At 68.0% G+C, this 22521-nt stretch carries 23 protein-coding genes and 1 pseudogene; 8 read left to right on the top strand and 16 right to left on the bottom strand.

The annotated features are described in order from the left end of the window. Positions 1–60: 60 nt before the first annotated feature. From aroB to ACFC4D_RS08570, 4 genes and pseudogenes are all read right to left on the bottom strand, one after another. Positions 61–1182, bottom strand: coding sequence for a 3-dehydroquinate synthase (gene aroB / locus ACFC4D_RS08555; RefSeq protein WP_364632420.1), 1122 nt, complete (start codon positions 1180–1182; stop codon positions 61–63). A gap of 764 nt (positions 1183–1946) precedes the next feature. Then, positions 1947–2438 (bottom strand): annotated as a pseudogene (locus tag ACFC4D_RS08560) (shikimate kinase); the annotation flags it as partial. Positions 2439–2458: 20 nt separating this feature from the next. Further along, positions 2459–3667: a chorismate synthase gene (gene aroC / locus ACFC4D_RS08565; RefSeq protein WP_376062267.1), complete on the bottom strand. Its 1209-nt coding sequence runs from the start codon at positions 3665–3667 to the stop codon at positions 2459–2461. A 60-nt stretch (positions 3668–3727) separates the two neighbouring features. Next, a complete protein-coding gene (locus ACFC4D_RS08570) occupies positions 3728–4213 on the bottom strand; it encodes a prepilin peptidase (RefSeq protein ID WP_376062268.1) in 486 nt (161 codons plus the stop codon). Positions 4214–4367: 154 nt separating this feature from the next. On the opposite strand from ACFC4D_RS08570, the gene ACFC4D_RS08575 reads away from it, so the two are divergent. From ACFC4D_RS08575 to ACFC4D_RS08590, 4 genes are read left to right on the top strand one after another with little or no spacing between them, the layout of a single operon-like run. Then, positions 4368–5492, top strand: coding sequence for a M24 family metallopeptidase (locus ACFC4D_RS08575; RefSeq protein ID WP_376062269.1), 1125 nt, complete (start codon positions 4368–4370; stop codon positions 5490–5492). Positions 5493–5527: 35 nt separating this feature from the next. After that, positions 5528–6091 (top strand): elongation factor P, encoded by a 564-nt coding sequence (gene efp / locus ACFC4D_RS08580; RefSeq protein WP_364632428.1) that lies wholly within the window; start codon positions 5528–5530, stop codon positions 6089–6091. A gap of 19 nt (positions 6092–6110) precedes the next feature. Then, positions 6111–6620, top strand: a complete 510-nt coding sequence (nusB, locus tag ACFC4D_RS08585) for a transcription antitermination factor NusB (protein WP_364632430.1) — start codon at positions 6111–6113, stop codon at positions 6618–6620. 18 nt (positions 6621–6638) lie between these two features. Further along, complete coding sequence (locus ACFC4D_RS08590; protein WP_376062270.1) at positions 6639–6896, top strand: YciI family protein; 258 nt, start codon at positions 6639–6641, stop codon at positions 6894–6896. Between the two features lie 79 nt (positions 6897–6975). Here ACFC4D_RS08590 and ACFC4D_RS08595 read toward each other — a convergent pair whose 3' ends face one another. Then, the gene (locus ACFC4D_RS08595; protein WP_376062271.1) at positions 6976–7848 is read right to left on the bottom strand and encodes an SDR family oxidoreductase; all 873 of its coding nucleotides are present in this window, start codon (positions 7846–7848) and stop codon (positions 6976–6978) included. A gap of 168 nt (positions 7849–8016) precedes the next feature. After that, entirely contained in the window at positions 8017–8988 is a 972-nt protein-coding gene (locus ACFC4D_RS08600; protein ID WP_375953456.1) for a zinc-binding alcohol dehydrogenase family protein, read from the bottom strand. Positions 8989–9184: 196 nt separating this feature from the next. On the opposite strand from ACFC4D_RS08600, the gene ACFC4D_RS08605 reads away from it, so the two are divergent. Next, positions 9185–9763 (top strand): TetR/AcrR family transcriptional regulator, encoded by a 579-nt coding sequence (locus ACFC4D_RS08605; RefSeq protein ID WP_375953454.1) that lies wholly within the window; start codon positions 9185–9187, stop codon positions 9761–9763. A gap of 176 nt (positions 9764–9939) precedes the next feature. Here the strand turns inward: ACFC4D_RS08605 and ACFC4D_RS08610 are convergent, their stop codons facing one another. From ACFC4D_RS08610 to ACFC4D_RS08630, 5 genes are all read right to left on the bottom strand, one after another. Then, positions 9940–10569, bottom strand: coding sequence for an NUDIX domain-containing protein (locus tag ACFC4D_RS08610; RefSeq protein WP_375953452.1), 630 nt, complete (start codon positions 10567–10569; stop codon positions 9940–9942). A gap of 10 nt (positions 10570–10579) precedes the next feature. Beyond that, positions 10580–11878, bottom strand: a complete 1299-nt coding sequence (locus tag ACFC4D_RS08615) for an adenylosuccinate synthetase (RefSeq protein ID WP_376062272.1) — start codon at positions 11876–11878, stop codon at positions 10580–10582. A gap of 13 nt (positions 11879–11891) precedes the next feature. After that, entirely contained in the window at positions 11892–12878 is a 987-nt protein-coding gene (locus tag ACFC4D_RS08620) for a hypothetical protein (protein ID WP_364632444.1), read from the bottom strand. A 5-nt stretch (positions 12879–12883) separates the two neighbouring features. Further along, entirely contained in the window at positions 12884–13903 is a 1020-nt protein-coding gene (locus ACFC4D_RS08625; protein WP_376062273.1) for a J domain-containing protein, read from the bottom strand. 74 nt (positions 13904–13977) lie between these two features. Continuing rightward, complete coding sequence (locus ACFC4D_RS08630; protein WP_376062274.1) at positions 13978–15126, bottom strand: serpin family protein; 1149 nt, start codon at positions 15124–15126, stop codon at positions 13978–13980. An 87-nt stretch (positions 15127–15213) separates the two neighbouring features. On the opposite strand from ACFC4D_RS08630, the gene ACFC4D_RS08635 reads away from it, so the two are divergent. Together ACFC4D_RS08635 and ACFC4D_RS08640 are read left to right on the top strand one after the other, a co-directional pair. Next, complete coding sequence (locus tag ACFC4D_RS08635; protein ID WP_376062275.1) at positions 15214–15777, top strand: DUF4334 domain-containing protein; 564 nt, start codon at positions 15214–15216, stop codon at positions 15775–15777. 73 nt (positions 15778–15850) lie between these two features. Further along, positions 15851–17083, top strand: a complete 1233-nt coding sequence (locus ACFC4D_RS08640) for an FAD-dependent oxidoreductase (RefSeq protein ID WP_376062276.1) — start codon at positions 15851–15853, stop codon at positions 17081–17083. Between the two features lie 22 nt (positions 17084–17105). Here the strand turns inward: ACFC4D_RS08640 and ACFC4D_RS08645 are convergent, their stop codons facing one another. The 3 genes from ACFC4D_RS08645 to ACFC4D_RS08655 all read right to left on the bottom strand — a co-directional run bounded on the left by ACFC4D_RS08645 (position 17106) and on the right by ACFC4D_RS08655 (position 19608). Next, positions 17106–17990 (bottom strand): aldo/keto reductase, encoded by an 885-nt coding sequence (locus ACFC4D_RS08645; protein ID WP_376062277.1) that lies wholly within the window; start codon positions 17988–17990, stop codon positions 17106–17108. Positions 17991–18079: 89 nt separating this feature from the next. Next, the gene (locus ACFC4D_RS08650; protein WP_375953441.1) at positions 18080–18706 is read right to left on the bottom strand and encodes an alpha-ketoglutarate-dependent dioxygenase AlkB; all 627 of its coding nucleotides are present in this window, start codon (positions 18704–18706) and stop codon (positions 18080–18082) included. Positions 18707–18738: 32 nt separating this feature from the next. Then, on the bottom strand, positions 18739–19608 hold the full coding sequence (locus tag ACFC4D_RS08655) for an NmrA/HSCARG family protein (protein ID WP_376062278.1): 870 nt from the start codon (positions 19606–19608) through the stop codon (positions 18739–18741). A gap of 114 nt (positions 19609–19722) precedes the next feature. Here ACFC4D_RS08655 and ACFC4D_RS08660 point away from each other — a divergent pair, with 114 nt between their 5' ends. Continuing rightward, positions 19723–20679, top strand: coding sequence for a GlxA family transcriptional regulator (locus tag ACFC4D_RS08660; protein ID WP_376062706.1), 957 nt, complete (start codon positions 19723–19725; stop codon positions 20677–20679). A 1-nt stretch (position 20680) separates the two neighbouring features. Here ACFC4D_RS08660 and ACFC4D_RS08665 read toward each other — a convergent pair whose 3' ends face one another. After that, the gene (locus tag ACFC4D_RS08665; RefSeq protein WP_376062279.1) at positions 20681–22078 is read right to left on the bottom strand and encodes an MFS transporter; all 1398 of its coding nucleotides are present in this window, start codon (positions 22076–22078) and stop codon (positions 20681–20683) included. After that, a complete protein-coding gene (locus ACFC4D_RS08670) occupies positions 22075–22521 on the bottom strand; it encodes a MarR family winged helix-turn-helix transcriptional regulator (RefSeq protein ID WP_376062280.1) in 447 nt (148 codons plus the stop codon). Before ACFC4D_RS08670 ends, ACFC4D_RS08665 begins: the two co-directional genes overlap by 4 nt.

Below are 22521 nucleotides of genomic sequence, written 5' to 3' on the forward strand. Positions count from 1 at the left end.
GGTCGATATCGACCGCGGGCGTTCTTTTTGTATGAAACCCGTTGTGGGCGAAGGCTTTCGCTACAGCAGGATGGCGGTACTGCCGCCCGGGGTGGCCTCGCGAGCGATGGCCGAATAGGCCGCGGCCAGCAGGGACGGATCCGGGGCTTCCAGGCGGCCCGGCTTGGCCAGACCGTCCAGCACCACGAAACGCAGCATGCCCGAGCGCGTCTTCTTATCGGTCTGCATGGTGTCCAGCAGTTGGGGGAGCGCGTCGGCGTCGTAGGTGGTGGGCAGTCCGACGCTCGCCAGCACGGTGCGGTGGCGTTCGGCGGTGGCATCGTCGAGGCGACCGGCCAGGCGGCCGAGTTCGGCGGCGAAGACCAAGCCGACCGATACGGCCGCGCCGTGACGCCAGCGGTAGCGCTCGCGGCGCTCGATGGCGTGGCCGAGGGTATGGCCGTAGTTCAGGATCTCGCGCAGATCCGATTCCTTGAGATCGGCGGCGACCACATCGGCCTTGACCTGCACCGCGCGCCGAATCAGTTCGGGCAGCACCTCACCGGTCGGGTCGAGCGCGGCTTCGGGATCGCGTTCGATGAGTTCGAGAATGACCGGGTCGGCGATGAAACCGGCCTTGATGATCTCGGCCATGCCCGCGACGATCTCATTGCGCGGCACCGTTTCCAGCGTGGCGAGATCGACCATGACCGCGTGCGGTTCGTGGAACGAGCCGACCAGATTCTTGCCCGCCTCGGTATTGATGCCGGTCTTACCGCCCACGGCCGCGTCGACCATGGCCAGCAGCGTGGTGGGCACGTGCACGATGCTCACCCCGCGCATCCAGGTGGCGGCGACGAAGCCCGCGAGATCGGTGGCCGCGCCACCGCCGAGGCTGATGATGACATCCTTGCGGGTCAGCCCGATCCGGCCCAGCACCTCCCAGCAGAATCCGGCCACGGCCAGATCCTTACCGTCCTCGGCGTCCGGGATCTCGATGCGATGCGCGTCGATGCCCTTGTCCGCCAGTGCCTTGCGCACCACCTCGGCGGTCTCGGCGAGCGGCGGCTGATGGAAGATGGCGACCGTGCGCACACCATTGCGCCCGGTCACCTGCTCCACCAGATCACCCAGCAGGCCGCGCCCGATGATCACCGGATACGGATCGGCGGTGCGGACCTCGATACGGGTCGGCTCGCTCATGGATGCTGCTCCGATTCTTCTCGTACGGATAGTTCTGCTTGCTCCCCGCGCGCCCGGGCCCGAGCCCGCCGCGCCCTGGCCCGCCGCGACCGCCCCGCCCCCGGCTCCCCAGCCACCGACCCCTGCTGCCCGGCCGTCGAACCCTGCTGTCCACCAGCGGATTCGGCCTCGGAAACGCTTGGGGCGCTCTCGGTGGCAATCGCGGACCCGGCCGCGGTGTCACGTCCGGATTCCACCGAGCCGTTCCCTCGCTTGCGTGACCCACGCCCGCGCCGACGGCCCCTACTCGAGCTGGCGACCGGACCCGACCCAGTGAGTTCACCTGCGGCAGTGACACTCTCAGTCAGTGAGGTGCCGCCCTCCGGCGCACTGGCACCGGAGTCGAGGACATTGCTCGCCGATTCGACCGGCCCGGTGCCCGACACGGTGGATGAATCTGTGCCGCTCGCGGCGGCGGGGCCGGCGGGGCGGCGGCTGCGGCGGCGCGAACGGCGGTTGCGGCGGGCGGGTTTCGAGTCCTCGGTGGCGGCGGGTGCGTCCGGTGTGGTCGCCGGGGAGTCGATGGTGGTGATGTTGTTGTCGCGCGGGTCCGAATTCGCTTCGGACGCGGGGGTATTCGGCTGGGGGTCGGGGGATTTGTCGCCGCGTCCGCGGCCGCGACGGCGGCGTCGGCGGGATCGGGTGCGGGTCGAATCGCCGGGTTCTACGATCGGGGGCGGGGTGCCGGGGGTGGTTTCCTCCTGCGGCAGTACCGATTCCAGGCCGAGCTTGGCCAGGATCATGCGGACCACGCGGCCCGGGCTGCGGCCGTCGGTGCGGACGCGGACCGAGGCCACCTCGCGGTAGAGGGGGCGGCGGATCTTCATGAGTTCGCGGTATTTGGCGGCCGGATCATCGCCGTTCAGCAGCGGGCGATTGGTGCTGGCGCCGGTGCGGCGAAGGCCCTCGCCCACACTGATTTCCAGGTAGACCACGGTGCGGCCCCGCAGAATCTCGCGGGTGGCGGCGGACAGCACCGAACCGCCGCCGAGCGAGATGATGCCGTGCCCGGCCAGTACCGCCTCGCGCACCACCTGTTCCTCGATGCGGCGGAACTCCGGTTCGCCATCCTCGGCGAAGATCTCCGGAATGGTGCGGCCGGTCTGTTCCTCGATCCCGGCATCGGTGTCATACAGGTCCAGCCCGAGTTCACGAGCGAGCTTGCGGCCGATCGTCGACTTACCCGCACCGGGCGGACCGACCAGCACCACACTCAGCGGCTGGCCGGTTTCCCCGGTCACTGTGGCGCGTTGCCCGAGGGCACGTGCGGGCGCGCGTTGATTCGCTTCACATAGCTGGTGATGTTGTCGACGGTCTCGTTGAGCGAGTCTCCGCCGAACTTCTCCAGTACGGCCTGCGCCACCACGAGCGCCACCATGGCCTCGGCGACCACACCGGCGGCGGGCACCGCGCACACATCCGAACGCTGGTGAATGGCGACGGCCTCGTCGCCGGTGGTCATGTCCACGGTCGAAAGTGCCCGGGGCACGGTCGAAATCGGCTTCATGGCCGCGCGCACGCGCAGCGCCTCGCCATTGGTCATACCGCCTTCGAGACCGCCCGCGCGATTGGTCGAGCGCAGCACGCCATCCGGACCGGGCTTCATCTCATCGTGCGCCTGGCTGCCGCGCCGGCGCGCGGTCTCGAAACCGTCGCCCACCTCGACACCCTTGATGGCCTGAATTCCCATGAGCGCGCCCGCGAGTCGCGAATCCAGGCGCGCCTCACCGCTGGTGAACGAGCCCAGGCCGACGGGCAGCCCCTCGATCACGACCTCGACCACACCGCCCAGGGTGTCGCCGTCCTTCTTGGCGGCTTCGATCTCGGCGATCATGGCGGCCTCGGCGTCCTTGTCGAACGAGCGCACCGGGCTCTCGTCGATGGCGTCCAGATCGGCGGCGGTCGGCACGAAACCGGTGGTGTTCGCGGCGGTTCCGATGGACACCACATGCGAGATCACCTCGACCCCGAGCGCCTGCCGCAGGAAGTTCTTGGCCACGGTGCCCGCCGCGACGCGCGCTGCGGTCTCCCGCGCGCTGGCGCGTTCGAGCACATTGCGGGCGTCGTCGAAGCCGTACTTGAGCATGCCGGAGTAATCGGCGTGCCCGGGCCGCGGCCGGGTGAGCGGCGCGTTGCGCGCCAGTTCGGCGAGTTCGGCCTCGTCCACCGGATCGGCGGACATGACCTGGGTCCACTTGGGCCATTCGGAATTGGCGACCTCGATGGCGATCGGCCCGCCCATGCTGCGGCCGTGGCGCACGCCGCCGACCAGGGTGACCACATCGGCCTCGAACTTCATTCGAGCGCCGCGCCCGTAGCCCAGGCGCCGGCGCGCCAATTGCGCCGCGACATCGGCAGAGCTCACCTCGACACCGGCCACCATCCCCTCGAGGATCGTGACGAGAGCGGGGCCATGGGATTCTCCGGCAGTTATCCAGCGCAACACGGGTTACATCCTTCCATGTCAATGCGCCTGCCCGGACACGTGGTCCGAGCATGACGCTCGTCACCGTGTGGCAAGCAGCGCAACCACACTCGCCGCGCACATGGCCGGGCCGTGTGCGACGGTACCGATCGCACCGCCGGAAAACGTTCCGGCCGGTAGCTTCGGTCCGGGCATAGTGCCCGGTCGGACCGCTGCCGAGGTGATCGAGCCGACCCCGGCGAGGGCGGTGAGCACCGGTGCGGCCAGCGCCGCCCAGACCCAGCACTGCGCGCCGCCGAGTGCGGTGGCCGCACCCAGTCCTAGGGCGAGTTTCACATCCCCGGCCCCGAGCGCCCCGGGTGCGCAGAGATGTACCAGTAGATAGGGAACCGCCAGGAGCAGCGCCCCGAGCACCGCGAGTGTGCCGCGCCCGGTGACGAATCCGTATCCGAGCACCGCGACGGCCCCGGGCAGGGTGAGCAGATTCGGCAGCCGATGCGCCCGCAGATCGAAGTAGCTGAGCAGTGCGCACCAGATCGCGAGGATGAACAGCGGCGGCGATTCCATACTTTCGAGCCTGCTCTCCGAGATGCCGCCGCGGGCCGCGGAATCACGAAATGTGGAGAACCACTTGACATGTGAACAACCGGGCTTTCTCCTACACCCGCCGATCAACGTGTTGCGTGTCGGTGTTGCGGCGTGTCGGCGGTAGCTTGGACGCATGTCTGCTGCTCCCGATCCGGGCGCGCGCCCCAATTACGCGCAGCGCCGGGCCAACCTGCGCAACCTGCTCGTCGAGAACCGCGTCGATGCCCTACTGGTCACGGATCTGATCAATATCCGCTACCTCACCGGCTTCACCGGATCGAATGCCGCGCTACTGGTCTACGCCTGGAGCAGTGATGCCGACCGCACCGTCATCTGCACCGACGGCCGCTACACCACCCAGGTCGGCGAACAGGTGCCCGATCTGCGCGCCGAGATCAATCGCGCCAGCGCGCGCCGCGTGGTCGAGATAGCGGGGGAGTGGCAGACCGGCCGCGTCGGCTTCGAAAGCCATATCGTCACCTTCGAACAGCATCGCGGTTTCGTCTCCCAGGCCACCGGCCTGGATCTGGTCCCGGTCTCGGGGCTGGTCGAACAGCTGCGCATGGTGAAGGACGCCTTCGAGGTCGGCCGCCTGCAAGCCGCCTGCGATGCCGCCGATGTGGCCCTGGCGACCCTGCTCGAGCGCGGTGGCCTGCGTCCCGGCCGCACCGAACGCCAGGTGGCGCGCGAGTTGGAATGGCTCATGTTCGAGCACGGCGCGGACGCGGTGGCCTTCGAGACCATCGTGGCGGCGGGCGCGAATTCGGCCGTCCCGCACCATCGTCCGACCGATGCGGTGCTGGCTCGGGGCGATTTCGTGAAGCTGGATTTCGGCGCGATGGTCGACGGCTATCACTCGGATATGACCCGAACCTATGTGCTCGGCCAGCCCTCGGACTGGCAGCGGGAGATCTACGACCTGGTCTACGCCGCGCAGAAAGCGGGCCGCGAAGCGCTCGCCCCCGGTATCTCCACCCGCGCGGTGGACGCGGCCGCTCGCTCGGTCATCGAGGCGGCGGGCCACGGCGAACTCTTCGTGCACGGTCTCGGGCACGGGGTCGGCCTGCAGATTCATGAAGCGCCCGGAATCGCCAAAACCGGCACGGGTACACTTCTCGATGGCGTGGCGGTGACCGTCGAGCCAGGTGTGTATTTCCCCGGCCGCGGCGGAGTCCGGATCGAGGATACGCTCGTGGTTCGCCAGGGGGGCCCGGAGCTGCTCACCCGCACCAGCAAAGACCTGACCGTCGTCGACTGACGCCGGTTGACCGACAAACAGGAGATCGCAGGACAGTGGCGGACACCAGTGACTTCAAGAACGGCCTCGTGCTGAAGATCGACAATCAGCTGCAGCAGATCGTCGAATTCCAGCATGTCAAGCCGGGTAAGGGTCCCGCCTTCGTGCGTACCAAGCTGAAGAACGTCGTCTCCGGCAAGGTCGTCGACAAGACCTTCAACGCGGGCGTCAAGGTGGAGACCGCGACCGTCGACCGTCGCGATATGACCTACCTGTACCACGACGGCTCGGACTTCATCTTCATGGATGGCGAGACCTACGACCAGATTCACCTGCAGGAAGGCACCATCGGCAAGAACGCCGGCTTCCTGCTGGAGAACATGCAGGTCCAGATCGCGATGCACGAGGGCGAGGCGCTGTTCGTCGAGCTCCCCGTCGCCATCGACGTCATCGTCACCCACACCGAGCCGGGCCTGCAGGGCGACCGCTCCAGCGCGGGCACCAAGCCCGCCACCGTGGAGACCGGCGCCGAGATCCAGGTGCCGCTGTTCATCAACCAGGGTGACAAGCTGCGCGTGGATACCCGCGACGGTTCCTACATCAGCCGCGTCAACTCCTGACGCGCGGATAATGGTGACCGTGGCCAACCAACCCCCGGACAAGAAGTCCGCCGGTTTCAAGAAGCTGGGTGCGCGACACAAGGCGCGCCGACGTGCGGTGGATCTGCTTTTCGAAGCCGAGGCCCGCGATATCGACCCGGCCGATCTGCTGTCCGAACGCGTCTCGCTCTCCGTGCGGGACGATTCGGTGGCCCCGGTGAACCCCTACACCCGGGTCCTGGTCGAAGGCGTCGCCGACGATCTGGATCGGGTGGACGGCACCATCGAGTCCTATCTGCAGGATTGGGCGCTGTCCCGGCTGCCCGCCGTGGACCGCGCGATTCTGCGGGTCGCGGTGTGGGAACTGTTCCACGCCAATGATGTTCCGCCCGTGGTGGCGGTGGATGAGGCGGTCGAGCTCGCCAAGGAGCTCTCCACCGATGATTCCCCCTCGTTCATCAACGGTGTGCTCGGCCAGGTGGTGCAGGTCGCACCGCAGGTCCGGGCGGCCGCGGCGGCGACTCGCGCACCGCGCGACGACGACAAGTAGGTAAGGGAGAGGCGCAGGGTGCGCAAGTACTTGGTGCTGGCGATGCGCACCCCGCGCTTCGATCCGGCTGTGGCACAGCCGCATCGGGACTGGCTCGATCGCGTCCGCTCGCGCGGGCAGCTGGTCGAGACCGGCAAGTTCACCGATGACAGCGGCGGGGCGTACGTGATTCTCGCCGAAAGCCTGGACGCCGCACGGGATCTGGTCTTCACCGACCCCATTCATACGACCGGAGCGTCCGAACTCACCGTGTACGAATGGGAGATCACCGGCTGAGAGCCGCTATGCCACAGCGAATGAGCGCCTCCGGAATCCGGATGGCGCTCATTGCCGTTCTACCGGGTGTTTCTCGACGCTAGTGATCCGCGCCGACGTGATCGTGCTTCTCGACCCAGCTCGAGGTGACCATCTGAACCGCCGCGCCATCCAGATCGGCGAGTTTGGTGGAGGTGAATCCCCGTGCCCACGAGGAGGTTTGCGCCCGGAACGGCGCCTCGTCGTCGGTCAGCGCCGCGATGATCGGGACCGCCGCCTGCTCCGGGGTCTGGGCGCTGCGGAACGCCTGCTGGGTGCGCTCGACATAGAACTTCAGCGCCGGCGCGTACGGTCCGGCGGCGGCGAGCAGGGCCGGGACGTCGATGCCCTGGCTGGCCACGAATTCGCTTGCCACCGCACCGGGTTCGATCACATGGACCCGCACCCCTACGGTCGCCGCGACCGGTGCGAGCGCCTCCATGAAACCCTCGACGGCGAATTTGGCCGCACAGTACGCCTCGTTGAACGGCTGCCCGATCACCCCGCCGACGCTGGTCACGGTGATCAACCGCCCGCCCGCCGCGCGCAGATGCGGCATGGCGGCGTGCGTCACCGCGACCACGCCGAAATAGTTGACCTCCATGACATTTCGCACCGGCTCGAGGCCGGTCTGCTCGATGGTCCCGACGAATCCGGCCCCGGCGTTATTGATCACCGCGTCCAGTCGCCCGTAATCGGAGATCACCTTCTGCACGCAGTTGGTGACCGAGCCGGAATCGGTGACATCCAGGGCCTCCACACGGATCAGCCCGGCCACGCCCGCTTCATTGGCCGCGTCCATGAGCGCCCCCGCGCGCCCCACATCGCGCATCGTGGCCACGGTTTGCCAGCCCGCGCGCGCCGCCCCTATGGCGGTGGCCAGGCCGATACCCGTGGAGGTGCCGGTGATCAGGACGGTATTCGAGGAGCTCATGGAGTCTCGCTTCCGGTGGGATGCCGCGCCGCTGTCGTCTACGCACTCTATGCGGACGCCGCGCCCGAATCGGAAGGTTTGGCCGGTCTGCGCGCCGGGTCGCCGGACAGCACAGCGTGTCGATCCGTCCCGCGATTCCGAGGCCGCCGGGCGGGGCGGGCGATCGGGCTAACGAGGTTGCAGCACAATCGTTCCCTTGGCGGCGCGCTGATCGAGCAGCTGGTGGGCCAGTGCGGCCTGGTCGAGCGGCAGTACGCGATCCACCAGCGGGGTGATCGATCCCGTCGCCGCGAGCTCCAGGGCGGCGGCGCGCGAGTTCGCGACACCGGCGAGCCAGGCCGGACCGGAGCAGCCGATCAGGGTGAGACCGCGCATGATCAGGTCCATCGCGGTGACCTGCGCGGGTGCGCCGGACAGGAAACCGTAGCTGAGCATGCGACCGGTCAGCGGGGTCATGAGATCCAGTAGCGCAGTGGCGGATTCGCCGCCGATGGAATCGAACACCACGTCGATGGTCGCATCGCCGAGTGCTTCGCGCAGGCGCGCGGGCCATTCCGGATCGAGGTGGTCGATCACCAGATCCGCGCCGAATTCGCGAGCGCGCTCGGCCTTTTCGGGCCCGCCCGCGGTGGCGATGACGCGCGCGGCCCCGGCCTCCTTGGCGAGCTGGGTGAGATAGCCGCCGATTCCCGTTGCGGCGGCCTCGATCAGCACGGTCTCGGTGCCGGTGAGTTTGGCGGCCGCCAGCAGCGGAACGGTCACCGATCCGCTCATGGTCAGCGCGGCGGCGTCGACCGAGGAGAGCGCGTCCGGAATGCGCACCGCGGATTCGGCCTGGACGCACACGAATTCGGCGTAGGTGCCGAAGCTGTCGCTCGCCACGATCACCCGCTGTCCGAGCAGTGCGGGGTCGACGCCGTCACCGAGTTCCACGATCACGCCAGCGGCCTGGGTGCCGAATACGAACGGCTTCTCCAGCGGAATGGGGAAGGCCCCCGACCGCAGCATGGTCTCCGGATACAGCACCGGAATCGCCTCGTTGCGCACGAGTACCTGTCCCGCTCCGGGCCGCGGTGTGGGGACCTCATCCGGCACCAGGACGTCGGGTGCACCGGTGGTGGTCAATAGGATTGCCTGCATCGAAACCTCATAAATTGACTGACGGTCCAGTTATGCGTCGCTACGATATGGACCGTCGGTCAAGTTGTCAATGAAAGCCGAGGAAATGCCAGCTGAGCAGCCTGCGTCGATGGGGGAGAGCGCTGCGCCGAATCGGTCCGACGCGTCGAACGAACACGCCGCATCGACGGAACGCGTCGCGGCGAAAGAGCGTGTCGTGCCGAAGGAACGCGCGGATGCCGCGCGCAATCGGCGCGCGATTCTGGACGCCACCCGCGCGCTGCTGGCCGAATTCGGCGCGGACGCCATCACCATGGACCGGGTCGCGGCGGCGGCCGGGGTGGGTAAAGGCACCATCTTTCATCGCTTCGGCAGTCGCGCGGGGCTGCTGCACGCGCTGGTCGCCGAGCCCGCCGAGGCGCTGCTGGCCGGGATCAGCACCGGCCCGCCGCCGCTGGGGCCGGGCGCGTCCGCCGGTGATCGCCTGCTCGCCTTCTTCGATGCGATGACCGTCATGATGGCCGAGAATGTCGAGCTCATGGCCGCGTATACGGGCGCGCCCATTCCGCCGCACCCCCGCACCGCCGAATTCCACGGCACCTGGGACCGTCACATCACCGATCTGCTCGGCGAAGCTCGCCCCGATCTGGACGCGGAGGCGGCGGGCCGCCTGCTTTTCAGCTCGGTCGGCTCGGAAGTAGCGCGTGCCATGGTCCGAGCGGGGGAGACCGAGCGCCTGCGCAATGCCATTCGCGCACTGGTGAAGTCGGTGCTGACGAGCACGCCCTCGGCCTGATCCCGGATTGCCGGGCTGGCATCCGGGAGGTTCTGCCATGAACATACCTAGACGTAGATATGCGCATCTAAATATGTGAGGCTCGCGTGTCAGATACGCCGGGACTCACGAAAGCGGCCCACCCGCACCGAAATTCGGTGCTCACCTCATGAAATGCCTTGAACAGGGCGGGATGTCTACTCGGCTTCGAACGCCCAGACCGCGGCCGGTCGCCCGGTGGCTTTGACGCGCATGCGGTCGCCGGTGCGCGTCAGGCCCGGTAGCGCGGCGAGCGTGCGGTTGAGGTTCCCCGGATCGGGCCGGGCACCTTCCAGCGCGGCGGTCAGTTCGACGGCGCGGGTGGCCGGAAATTGTTCGCCGATCAGGGGCCGGGTGAATTCGAGGTGCTTCCACAGCATTTCGGCGAAGAGCCCGCGGGCGGTGTCGACGATGCGATTGTGGTCGAAGGCGAGGTGTGGCATTCGCTCGAAGTTGGCCCATTCGGCGGTATCGCCGTCGTGGTCGCCGATGACCGCCCACATGGCGATGGACAGGGTGGGTCCGCGCGGGTCGCGGTTGGGCTCGTCGAAGGTGACCAGCTGGCCGACGGCGCGGATGGCGTCTTCGGGCACACCGAGTTTGGTGTGCACGGCGCGCCGGGCGGCCGCTTCCAGGCGTTCACCTCGGCCGAGCAGCACGCCGGGCAGAGCGAGTTCGCCGGAGAAGGGTTCCCAGCGCCGGGGCGCGACGCCCACCGTGACGGTGGCGTCATCGCGCCCGTAGCGCAGGGCGATCACATCGATGGATACCGCGGATTGTTGCTCCACAAGTGGTCAATCATGCCGTAGCCGGGGGAGGATTCGCGTGTTCGGCCCGAGTTGGGCGAAATGACCGATTTGTTGCCGGGGTGCGATCGGCGCGATCCGGACCGTTCGCGGTGAGCACCACCGGCACGCCGAGTTCGGCCTCGAGGTATCCGGGCACATCGGCGGGCAGGTCGGCCAGCACCGGTGTGGCGCGATTCAGCAGATCGGTCAACCGGCGCTGGTGGACCAGATCCTGCCAGGCCCCGAGATCGAGCCGGTCCACATAGCTCTCGGGCGTGAGATAGCCCGTGGCCGTGCGGATATCGCCGATCGCGTCGAGGTGGTTGACCACCAGTCCGTCCACACCGCCGCAGGCCTCCACGGCATAGCGAAGCAGGATCGGATCCAGATGCCCGCGCCGGAATTCGCCCTGGTAGGCCCCGGTTCCATTGTGCCGCTCGGCAATCGACAGTTCGGCGTCCTCGGTGGGGAACGGTCCCGCACCGTGCCGGGTGAAATAGCTGCGGGTGACGCCGAGGACGTATCCGGGCGCGTCGATGCGGGCGAGCATGGCTCGGGCATTGCGCGGTTCCACCGTCGACCAGGTGGTGTACGGGTGTAGCCCGCGCCATTCGTCCAGCAGCGCCCCCTGCGCGCCCTCGAATACCAATCGCCCCTGTGCGGCGATCGCGGCCAGCTGATCGCCCGGCAGAATCGCCACGGCGCGGGCAAATTCGGTGTACACGTCGACGAGATCGTCGATGGCGTCGTATCCGTGCGCACTGTCCGCGAGGAGCGGCGCGTAATGCTGCTCCAGCGCGATCAGCTTGCGCCGCAGCACATCCGGCCGCAGGCAGTCCGCCACCCGCGGCGCGTCGTGTTCGAGCGCGTAGCTCGCGGTCTCCCCGATCCCGATTCCGCACGAACCGTGCCGGGCAGCACCCCTCGTGTCTTCCCGGCAGCGGTTGGCGGCCCCGTGGATCGGGGTGGTGAGCAGTGCTCGTTCATCGACGGACACCAGTGACAGCGGATCGGCGATCCCGAGCAGTTCCAGCGCTCGCGCCTCGGCGGCCAGCGCGATGGGCTCGACCAGCATGTAGCGCGACAGCAGGGTCGGCACCCGGGACAGGGTGCCGGACCCGAACTGCCTGAAGGTGTGATGCCGCCCGCCGGCGATCACATTGTGCGCGGCCTGCGCGCCGCCGTTGAAGCGCACCACCGCCGCCACATCGAGCCCGGTCGAGGGCGCGCAGAGCCAATCCACCGTCGCCCCCTTGCCGGCATCGCCGAACCCGAGGTCGACCACTATCAGGTGGCGATCGCCGAACATGGTTGTCTCCCTTCTAGTTTCCGAAGTCGACGTCATCGTCGCCGGTGGCGGCGGGCAGCGCCCCGGCGCTGCGGGTGCGCCGTGCGGCCCCGATGGGGGCGAGCGCCTTGCCGACCGCGTCGGCCTCGTCGACCGAACCGATATCGCGCAGATCCGCCAGTCCCGCACCGAGATCGATGCGATCCTCACCGATGCCGATGGTCAGCGCGATGAGCTCGCACACCGCCGCCGGATCGTCCAGCCGCAGGAATCGCTCGCCGAGCAGTCCGCGCCAGTAGTCCGAGATCTCCGGATCGTTGTAGTAGCTGGACTGATTGGGCAGGATGTAGTGCACGTGCCAGCGGTCGGCGACCTCGCGGAACACCGATTCGACGGTGATATCGCGGTCCACCTTGTCGCCGATGACGCGGCGAATGTGCCGAGAAGCCAAGCGCGGCTTGTTCAATTCATCGCCGACGATGAACAGATAGCCCTTCTGCCCGCGCTTGTCCCAGGCATCGGTGGCGGTGTGCCGGGCCATGAAATACGCGGCCAGTTCATAGCTTTCGGACTTCTGCCCGCCGCCGTTGCCCTCCAGGAAGATGAGCCGCAGCTGCTCGTCCATGCGGTTGTCGGATTCGAACTGTCCGACCTGCAAGGGAACTCGGTCCGAGTCCGCGTCGCCGATACCGCCGAACATGATCTGCGGATCCTCGGCATATCCCTTGCGCTGCAACAGTCCGTGCAGTTTGCCGAGCTTCTCCTGCATGATGCGCGGCACCGCGCCCATGGATCCGGTGACATCGAAGAGCACCGCGATGGGCAGCGAGTTCCCGTGATCATCCGAATCGCGGGATTCGCGGAACTTCACGCCCTTGGGGTCGAGCGAGGGGTGTGCCTTCCAGTCGTCCCACGGCTGCGACCGCATATCCGCGGTGTAGCCGAAATCGTCGAGGCCGCGGGCGGCGCGGAAGGTGCGGGCGGCGTCGTAGGCGCTGTCGTCCCAGTTTCCGTAACCCATGGTGATCACTGTCCTTTCGTGAGCTCGAAGGGCCGGAAGCGGCGCTGTCCGTAAAGCCGGTCGAGCAGATCGTCGAATTCGCCGAGCAGGTCGGCGGCGTCGGGGCGCAGCCGCGGATCGGACTGCATGGACCCCGCGGCGAAGGAGCGCATCGCCGGGGGAGCGTGGCGGCCGAGCATGGTGAGCATCAGCCGGTGTGCGAGGTGGACATCGGTGGCGGGGGAGACCGCATCGCGGATCTCCGGTGGATAGTCGAGCGAGCCCAGGGTCGCGGTGGCGGCCGCGCCCGGGCGGGTGGCGAAGGACCAGCCGACCAGGACGACCCCGTGCTGGGCCGGATGGATGAGCACATTGGCCGGGCAGATGGCGGTGTGCACCCATCCGGCCAGCGCCGCACCGGACAGGCAGCGCAGCAGCCGCCGGTGCATCCACGCGTAATCGCGCGGGTCCAGGCCGTCCGGATATTCGGCGTGCACATCCGCGAGGGTGACGAAGCCGTCGGTGAGCGCGTCGAGCACGTTCACCGTCCGCTGTTCGCCGGTATCGGTGTCCAGGTGATCGACGGTGTCGGCCAGGACCGGGAAGTACGGCCGCAGCCATTCGTGTTCGGCGGTGACGATCGCGATGTCTCGCAGCGCGTTTCGTTCGGCCGCGAGCAGTTTGTTGGCCGCGCCGTGCCGCGGGATCTTGACGATCCGGTCCCGGCCGCTGCGGTAGAGGTCCGCGACCGAGCCGCGGGCGTGCAGTGCGCCGATCGGATACGTTCCGCGCGCCCCGGTCACTCGCGATGCGCTGTCATCGGCCTGCGACCACTGCCGGTACAGCTCGGTGAGGCGCTCGAATGCCCGGCGCGCCAGGTTGATCTCACCGGGTGTGGCGCGGTCCGGATGCACCTGTGCGGCGAGCCGGTGATAGCGCCGCCGTCCCTCGGCGCGGGTGGCGGAATCGGCTGTGGCGGTACCGAACAGGTCTTCGGGCCGGTTGGCCGCCCGGATCGCCTCCGCTGTGTCTCGTACCGTCGTCATGTGTTTTAGCCTAGGAGACTAAAACGTGGAGCGCCACCCTTTTCGGGAAGTATTTTGTCAATGGGACTAAAACGCTAGACGGGTGGTCGCGCCACCCAGCCCGCAACCACGGCCGCACCCGTCGGCCGGTGCACCGCCAGGAATCCGAACGGCCGATCGAAGGTCACCTCGGTGTACCGAATGGTGAACCGATCGCGCGGGGGCATCCCGCCGGGCTGAATGCTGAACGCGGTGACCGCCGCCGCTTCGAAACCGGTCGCGCTGAATTTCGCGTACACGTCCTGCGCTCCGGCCTGAATGGCCAGCGGGGTGTCGGACATACCGGAGAAGTGCCCGCGGCCATCGTTGAGCGCCGTGGTCAAACCGAACAGCCCGGGCTGCTCGCACAGATCGTGTAGGGAGCGAACGGTGAACGGGGGCAGCAGAATTCGTTCGATATCGGACCGGCTGGTGCTCTCGATCTCGCGTACGGTCAACCCGGGGGCGTCGGTTCCCGCCGGCAATCCGGTGCGCGCGGGCACCGTGCCGTCGATGGCGGCGAGTCCGGCGCGCAGCACCTCGCCCGGGGTGTCGTCGCCGAGCAGTAGATGGACATCCAGATCGCCGGTGCCTTCCACGACGACCCGGGTGACCGGCCGTGGCGTTTCCAGCACACTCGCATCCCTGCCGCCGCGCGTCGAGCGATCGAGCCCGGTCGCGGCGTATCCGCGCCACGGTCCCTCGGTGATCTCCATGCGGATCTCGGTGAAAGCCGAGTGCCACCGCGTGCGCGCCACCAGCGCGGTGGCCAGCACCAGCAGGGTGTTCGCGTCGATCCGCAGGGGAAATCGCTCGATCAATCCATCGGTGTACTTGCTCGCCCACTCGTCCAGTTGAGCCTGGCCGCCGAGCACATCGGCGGTACCGGGTGGCAGCGCGCGCAACCATTCGTCCCGCAGTCGGACATCGTGGCGCACCCAGACCCCCAGCGCCGCCGAGATCGAATCCGCGTGTGTGAGCGTCTTCAGCATGGCCAGCGCCTGCGCATGTGCGGTCTCGGGCGAAACTCCGGCCGCCGCAGCGAGTTCCGATCGCACGGGCTCATCGGCGGTCGCCGCCAGCAGTGCCAGCAGCGGCCAGACACCGCATCCGGACAGCACGAAATCGTCCGTGCCCGCCCGCTCGCACCAGCGCGCGGTGAGTCGATTGGCGGCGTGTACGTGGGCGGCGAGCTGTGTCGGCATGCGGTCAGCCTAGGGGCGGGAAGCCCGCCGAGGCCCTGAGATATTGTGAGTCAGAATCTTTCATCCACTCGGGCAAGGAGGCCGCGGATGGCCATCGGTGAATCGGTATCGAGTGCCACGGCGCGTTTGGCGGAACTGCGATCCGCCGGATGCACCCCCGAACAGGCCTGGCAGTTCTTCGACGGGCTGCCCGCCGCGCGCGTGGAGGAGGTGACCGTCGGCCGCTGGCGCGGGGCCGAACTGGACACCGACCATCCCTGGAAGGGCATGCTGGTCGAATCCGGTTGGTACGGAAAGCAGTTCGACAGCGCCGATGCGGTGCAGCCGCTGCTCTTCAGCGCCCCCGACGGGCAGATCTTCCCGGTGGACCCGCGCCGTGTCCCGCTCTTCCTCGCGGGCAAGGTGCCGGTCGCCACGCTGGGGCCGGTGCGCCGTTCGCTCGGTGTGCTGCGCCTGGCGCTGCGCACCAAGACCCCGCGCGCCCGGCTGCGCAATCTGGAATTCCGCGGAAAGTCCAGCGCCGCAATGATCTACGACGATCTGCCGATCATCGATATCTTCCGGCGGGTGGACGAGGACACCCTGCTCGGGGTCATGGACAAGCGCGGTCTGCGCGATCCGTACTTCTTCATCCTCTACCGGGATCGGTAGATCAGCCCGACCACCAGGCTTTTTCGGCCTACCCTTGACCTGACCGATTGTTATCGCTCGGGAGGGGTGCCCGATGAAAGATACGACCTGTCTCATCGCCGGTGGTGGCCCGGCGGGCATGATCTTGGGGCTGCTACTGGCGCGCGCGGGCGTCGAGGTGACGGTGCTGGAGAAACACGCGGACTTCCTGCGCGATTTCCGCGGTGACACCGTGCACCCCACCACCCTGGAACTACTCGATGAACTCGGCCTGCACGAGGAGTTCGCGAAACTGCCGCAGCGCCGGTTGAATTCGGTGCAGATCCCGATCGCCGGGGGCATGCGGACCCTGGCCACGTTCGAGCACATACCGGGCCGGTACAAGTACATCGCCATGGTGCCGCAGTGGGATCTGCTGGATCTGCTCGCGCACGCGGCCGATGCCGAACCCACCTTCCGGCTGCGCATGAACACCGAGGCGACCGAACTGCTGCGCGAGAACGGCCGGGTCGCCGGGGTGCGCTATCGCACCGAAGACGGTGCCGCGGGCGAACTTCGCGCCGACCTCACCGTCGCGTGCGACGGCCGGAGCTCGACCCTGCGCGCCGCGGCGGGGCTGCCGGTGCGTTCCTGGCAGACCCCGTTCGATGTGTGGTGGATGCGGGTTCCGCGGCACGATATCGACCCGGCGGGCGCGGTCCCGGTGCTCACCGCCGACCGGTTCGCCATCATGCTCGACCGCGGCGATTACTGGCAGTGCGCGATTCTGCTGGCCAAGGGCAGCGATTCGGCTGTGCGGCAACAGCATCCGGTGACCGGGATCCTGCGGGATATGGCCGCCGCCGCACCCTGGCTGCTCGATCGCGTGGACGCGGTCCGGAGCTGGGACGAGGTCAAACTGCTCGATGTCAAACTCGATCGGCTCGATCGCTGGTACACCCCGGGCCTGCTCTGCATCGGTGACGCCGCGCACGCCATGTCACCGGTCGGGGGAGTGGGTATCAACCTGGCCATTCAGGACGGTGTGGCGGCGGCGAGAATCCTTGCCCCGAAACTGATCTCGGGCACGGTCGGCACCTCCGATCTGGCCCGGGTGCAGCGCCGCCGCGCCGTTCCGACCCGGGTCATCCAGGGCATGCAGCGCATAGCGCACGCCCGGGCCATCGCACCCGCGGTGGCGGGCAAGCTCAATATCTCGAATTCCGCGAATACCCCACTGGCTCTTCGCGTTTTCCGCCGCCTGCCCGTCCTGCGCAGTCTCCCGCCCTACCTGGTGGCGCGCGGATTGCTCGCCGAACACGCTCCGGAATTCGCTCGCCGACCCTGAAACGGCCTGCGGCACTGCGCTATTACGCGTCCACACCCACCGGTGCGATGGCGGAGAGCCGTTCGAACTGCGCATCGGAGAGCCGCACGGCGGCCGCCGCGGTGTTCTCCTCCAGGTGCGCGATGGAGGTGGTGCCCGGAATCGGCAGGATATTGTCCGCACGGCGCAGCAGCCACGCCAGCGATGTCTGTGCGGTTGTCGCGCCGAGTTCGGCGGCCACGGCGGCGAGCGGGCCGTCCGCCGCCGCGTGCGCGCCCATCGCGACGGGGAAGAACGGAATGAACGCGATCCCTTGTGCCGCGGTGTAATCCACCACATCCTCGTGCTGCCGGGCCCCGAGGTTGTACAAGTTCTGCACGCTCGCGATGGGCGTGATCTGCTGGGCCGCGCGCAATTCCTCGACGCCTACCTCGGAGAGCCCGATATGGCGCGCCTTGCCCTCGTCCACCAGTTGCCGCAGCGCGCCGATCTGATCTTCGAGCGGTACGTCCGGATCGACGCGATGGAGTTGCAACAGGTCGATCTGGTCGAGTTTCAGTCGCCGCAAACCCAATTCGGCCTGCTGACGCAGATAGGCGGGATGCCCGAGCGGTACCCATTCGGTCGGTGACGGGCGCACCACGCCCACCTTGGTCGCGATCACCACATCATCCCGATAGGGGTGCAGCGCCTCCGCGACCAGCTCCTCGTTCTCGCCCAGCGCGTACGAATCGGCGGTATCGATGAGGTTCACCCCGAGTTCCACCGCACGCCGCAGCACCGCGATCGCCGCCTCCCGATCGGCGGGCGCCCGCCAGATATGCCCCATCCCCGCGTCGTAACCGGGTTCCGGCGCGGCGGCCAATCGCATGGTGCCGTAACCGATCCGGTTCACCGGAAGGCTGCCACCGAGTTCGAAACTCGCCATATCGCATCACTCCTCGCGCACTGTCTGCTTGCGCAGCGAATGAACCCGAACCGATCGGTTTCCATTCCGCGCGGTTCGCGATCCGGAGTTCAGCGCACGCCGCGCGTCCGGAATTGAATGCTGATGCGCGGCCCCACCGGCCGCCGCGTCTTGGGAATCGCATGCTCCCAAGTCCGCTGGCAGGATCCACCCATCACGATGAGATCCCCATGCCCGAGCGGATACCGCAGACTCTCCCCGCCTCCGCGCGGCCGCAGCAGCAACGCTCGTGCAGCGCCCACCGACACGATCGCCACCATGGTGTCGTGCGTGGCCCCACGCCCCGAGGTATCGCCATGCCAGGCGACACTGTCATTCCCGTCCCGGTAGTAGCAAAGTCCCGCCGTGGTGAACGGCTCTCCGAGCTCACCCCGATAGTGCTCGCTCAGAGCATCGCGAGCCTCGTCCAGAACAGGATCCGGCAACCCCTGCCCCTGCTCGTAGAACGCCAGCAACCGAGGCACATCCACCACCCGGTCGTACATGGCACGCCGATCCGCCCGCCACGGCACATCGGCCGCAAGCCGCTCGAACAGTGTGTCGGCTCCGCTCAACCACCCGGGGAGCACATCCACCCAGGCCCCGGCGCTCAGCACGGTGCGTCGGAGTCCGCCCAGCGCCCCGACTTCGAGCTCCCCGAACCCATCGAGCAGTGATCCCTGCAATGGCGTCGACATGAGATCGAACATACGTTCTATCGAGATGATGTTCAAGCGTCCGCGCTGTGACGCGCGGTGAGCCATCGCTCGAAGGTCAGCGCCGCCGGATGGAGTTCCCGGGTTTCGGCGATACTCGCCCGATACCCACCGCGCCGATTGAGGAATTCGACGACATCGGCGAAGTCCCCGTGCCCGGCTCGGACCGCGTCGATCGGGATCTGCACGAAATCGACGGTCCGGCCCGCCGCCGCGCTCAGCGCCCGGGCGATCTCCGGTGGTGTGAGCTGATCACCGGCGATGGTGACGGTGCGCCCGAGGTACCGGCCGGGATCGCCGAACGCGAAGGCGACGAAAGCGCCGATATCGGCGAGCGCGATGAGCTGCTCGGGCACCGCGGGATCGAGCGGTGTCGCGAGCGCCTGCGAGTCCGTCCACGCATCGGCGTAGTTCTCCATGAACGACACCGGGCGCAGAATCGTCGCGGGCACCCCGATCTCCTTGATGTACCGCTCGATTCGCAGTTTGGGTTCGAACACAGCGATTCCCGCGCTGTCCTGTGCGCCCGCGACCGAGGCGTAGACGAGATGGGCCACACCCGCATTCGATGCCGCGTCCGCCACCTTCCGGCCCCAGGCGATTTCCTCGTCATAGGGCACCGGCGATGCGGCCAGCGCGCCCGGCTGCACGCTGAAAACCCCATGGACGCCACGCATTGCGATATCCAAGGCCGTGCGATCGGACTGCTCGCCCGCCACTATCTCGCATCCGGCGCTTACCAGCGCCTTCGCTCGGGTGCTCATCGGATCGCGGGTCAGCGCCCGCACCCGCCATCCCGCCCGGAGTAGCCGCGTCGCCGCTGCCCCGCCCTGGTTTCCGGTGGCCCCGGTGACCAGGATGACCTCTTCCCGCTGTTCCGCCATGGCATCTCTCCCGTTGTCCGAGTGCATATTCCGACCCTGTCGTGGCGTCGGTCGCGGGGACACTGTCCAGAACGACACCTATCGCGGGTTTTCTGCCACCATGGGATCGTGAGCATGCGCCGGATCGTCGCCTACGCTCCGGCCGGGGTGACGACCCTCGGTCTGGGCACCTTCGCCGCTGTCTTCGGAAGAACTTCTGGCGCAGTTGATTTCGATATCGCGCTCTGCACGGATCGGCCGGGTCTGGTCACGGCCGATCTCGGGCTCACCGTCGAGGTGGGTAATGGTCTGGAGCTCATAGACACCGCCGACCTGGTGCTGATCCTGCCGAGCGCGGACTACCGCACGGTGCCCGCACCGGAAGTCCTGACGGCATTGCGCGCGGCCCATCTGCGCGGAATCACCCTCGCCGCCAACTGCACCGGGGTGTTCCTGCTGGCCGCGGCCGGTGTGCTCGACGGTCTGGAAGCCACCACGCACTGGCAGTACGCGGACGAATTCGCGAAAGCCTATCCGGCGGTGCGCATTCGCCCCGAAGCCCTCTATCTCGACCAGGGCTCCATTGTCACCGGCGCGGGCGCGACCGCCGGTCTGGACCTGTACCTGCACCTGATCAGGCGAGAGCACGGCGCTGCGCTCGCCAATGAGATCGCGCGCGGCCTGGTCACCCCGCCGCACCGGGAAGGCGGTCAGGGCCAATACATTTCGGCCCCGGTGCCCGCCGACGGCGATGACCATCGGCTCGCCGAGACCATCACCTGGGCGCGGGCGCACCTGCACGCCTCCCTCACCATCGAGCAACTGGCGGCTCGTGCTGTCATGAGCCCGCGCACCTTCGCCCGCCGCTTCAAAGCCGCCACCGGCGCGACCCCGCATGCCTGGCTGCTGGCCCAGCGCCTCGATCTCGCCGAGGAACTCCTGGAAACGACCGACCTCCCGATCGAACGCATCGCCCATCGGGTCGGCTACCGTACCGCGGCGGTCTTCCGCGAACAGTTCGCCCTGCGCCGCGGCATTCCACCCCGCGACTACCGTCGCACCTTCGCGGGTCCGTCCGCTGCTTCGCGGTGATTCAGGGTTGTCGGGCGGCTCGCCCCACCGAGCGTAGGGAACGGTCGGCCAGGGTCAATGCGAGGAATAGGGTCGCGGCGGCGAGCATGAACATCGCGAGGTGGTGTAATCCGGCCGGGCTGCCGCCGGTGTTGAGGAATGCGCCGCCCGCTGCTGCGGCGATCATCGCGCCGATGTAGTTGAAGGTGCGGAGCAGTCCGGCCGAGGATCCGATGCGGTCCGGGGTGGATTGGTAGTAGACGGCGTTCTGATTGGCCAGGCTGTTGAGGCCCTGCGGGATGCCCATGACGCAGGCGGCCGTGAGCAGGAGCCAGATGGGGGCGTGGCCGGGCATGAGCAGAAGGACTGTGCAGCCGACGATTTGGGCCGTCGCGCCGACGATCAGCTTGCCGCGAATCACCGCGCGGCGGCCGGTGATGGCCGAGACCGCGATACCGGTGAGGGAGAGGGGTAGCAGGATGAGCCCGGCCGCACCGGGATTCAGGCCGCGGCCGGATTCGAGCCACTGGGTGAACCCGTAGAGGAAGCAGTAGCCGACTGTGCTGGTCAGCATTACCCGGCCGTAGGTGGCCAGCAGTGGGAAATTGCCGCCCAGTACGCGTACGTCGAGAAATGGTGCGGGCGTGTGAAGTTCGCGCATCACTAGCGCGGCTCCGGCCGCGACGGCCAGGACCGGCAGATACCAGTGCGCGGCTTGCGGATTCATCAGGAACAGCAGTGCGGTCAGCAGTAGCGCGGTGAACAGGACGATACCGGGGAAGTCGAGTCCGGAGCTCCGGTCCCGCTGCGGCATAGCGGTTTTCGGCAGCCACAGCAGTCCCGCGACCAGGCAGGCCACCGCCAGCGGGATATTGATCGCGAAGGTCGCGCGCCAGCCGCCGACGTGAATCAGCAGGCCGCCCAGGGGCGGTCCGATCACGACGATGGTCTGTGCCGCCACCGCGAGCGCGGTCAGCACGCCCGCCGGGCTGTCCTTGCCGGTGCGGTCCGCTTCACCGCGAATCAGGTACATCGCCGCGGGATATCCCGCGCACGTACCGAATCCGAGCACGATCCGCGCTACCACCAGCACCCACAGCGCGGGTGCGAAAGCGCCCAGCACACCGGCGATTCCGGTGAGCGTCGCCCCGGCGAGGAACAGCCGCCGCGGTCCGAACAGATCGATGAGCCGCCCGACCACGGGCTGTCCGATGGCGGTGGCCAGATACAGCGCCGACACCAGCCAGGCCGTCTCGGTGGCGGGCGCGCCGAGCGCCACCCCGATCGGCACCAGCGATACCGCGATGATCGACGAATTGATCGGATTGAGAATCGTCCCGAGCAACATCGGGGTGAGCAGGGAGCGATCGAAGCCGTCCCCGGACGCCGCCCGTCCGCGCCGTGTGAGAACCGAAGTCATTCCTGCCCGAGTCTTTCCAGCAGCGTGAGCGCCTCGAGCACGATGCGCCGCTCGTCCTCGCTGAACTTCTCCTGCATGACGGTGGCCAGCCACTCGTCGCCCGCGCGCCGCCTGCCTTCGTGGAATTCGCGCCCGGCATCGCTCAGTGACACCAGTTGCCGCCGCCGGTCCGCCGGATCCGGCCGCCGCTCGATCAGCCCGCGTTCCTCGAGAATGTTCAGGGTGGCCGCGACCGCCTGCGGGCGCACCCGTTCGGCGGTGGCGAGGTCGCTGGCCGAACTGTCCGCCTTGCTCAACCGGCTGACCAGCGATTGCTGTGACGGGGTGAGCTCGCGGCTGTCCGATTGCTCCAGGAATCGCCTGCGCAGTCGCCCGACCAGAATCCGGAGGTCACGGGCGGCGCGCGCGGCGGACCGGGAAACGGTCACGGTGGCATCGGTCAT

This window comes from Nocardia sp. NPDC056000 (genome assembly GCF_042269265.1).
Lineage (GTDB): Bacteria > Actinomycetota > Actinomycetes > Mycobacteriales > Mycobacteriaceae > Nocardia.

What these genes read in the sequence shown, in the direction of transcription:
- aroB (WP_364632420.1), bottom strand. Translation starts at nt 1,182, where the DNA reads ATGAGCGAGCCGACCCGTATCGAGGTCCGCACCGCCGATCCGTATCCG.
- ACFC4D_RS08570 (WP_376062268.1), bottom strand. Translation starts at nt 4,213, where the DNA reads ATGGAATCGCCGCCGCTGTTCATCCTCGCGATCTGGTGCGCACTGCTC.
- ACFC4D_RS08575 (WP_376062269.1), top strand. Translation starts at nt 4,368, where the DNA reads ATGTCTGCTGCTCCCGATCCGGGCGCGCGCCCCAATTACGCGCAGCGC.
- ACFC4D_RS08595 (WP_376062271.1), bottom strand. Translation starts at nt 7,848, where the DNA reads ATGAGCTCCTCGAATACCGTCCTGATCACCGGCACCTCCACGGGTATC.
- ACFC4D_RS08600 (WP_375953456.1), bottom strand. Translation starts at nt 8,988, where the DNA reads ATGCAGGCAATCCTATTGACCACCACCGGTGCACCCGACGTCCTGGTG.
- ACFC4D_RS08615 (WP_376062272.1), bottom strand. Translation starts at nt 11,878, where the DNA reads ATGTTCGGCGATCGCCACCTGATAGTGGTCGACCTCGGGTTCGGCGAT.
- ACFC4D_RS08620 (WP_364632444.1), bottom strand. Translation starts at nt 12,878, where the DNA reads ATGGGTTACGGAAACTGGGACGACAGCGCCTACGACGCCGCCCGCACC.
- ACFC4D_RS08625 (WP_376062273.1), bottom strand. Translation starts at nt 13,903, where the DNA reads ATGACGACGGTACGAGACACAGCGGAGGCGATCCGGGCGGCCAACCGG.
- ACFC4D_RS08630 (WP_376062274.1), bottom strand. Translation starts at nt 15,126, where the DNA reads ATGCCGACACAGCTCGCCGCCCACGTACACGCCGCCAATCGACTCACC.
- ACFC4D_RS08635 (WP_376062275.1), top strand. Translation starts at nt 15,214, where the DNA reads ATGGCCATCGGTGAATCGGTATCGAGTGCCACGGCGCGTTTGGCGGAA.
- ACFC4D_RS08640 (WP_376062276.1), top strand. Translation starts at nt 15,851, where the DNA reads ATGAAAGATACGACCTGTCTCATCGCCGGTGGTGGCCCGGCGGGCATG.
- ACFC4D_RS08645 (WP_376062277.1), bottom strand. Translation starts at nt 17,990, where the DNA reads ATGGCGAGTTTCGAACTCGGTGGCAGCCTTCCGGTGAACCGGATCGGT.
- ACFC4D_RS08650 (WP_375953441.1), bottom strand. Translation starts at nt 18,706, where the DNA reads ATGTCGACGCCATTGCAGGGATCACTGCTCGATGGGTTCGGGGAGCTC.
- ACFC4D_RS08655 (WP_376062278.1), bottom strand. Translation starts at nt 19,608, where the DNA reads ATGGCGGAACAGCGGGAAGAGGTCATCCTGGTCACCGGGGCCACCGGA.
- ACFC4D_RS08660 (WP_376062706.1), top strand. Translation starts at nt 19,723, where the DNA reads ATGCGCCGGATCGTCGCCTACGCTCCGGCCGGGGTGACGACCCTCGGT.
- ACFC4D_RS08665 (WP_376062279.1), bottom strand. Translation starts at nt 22,078, where the DNA reads ATGACTTCGGTTCTCACACGGCGCGGACGGGCGGCGTCCGGGGACGGC.
- ACFC4D_RS08670 (WP_376062280.1), bottom strand. Translation starts at nt 22,521, where the DNA reads ATGACCGATGCCACCGTGACCGTTTCCCGGTCCGCCGCGCGCGCCGCC.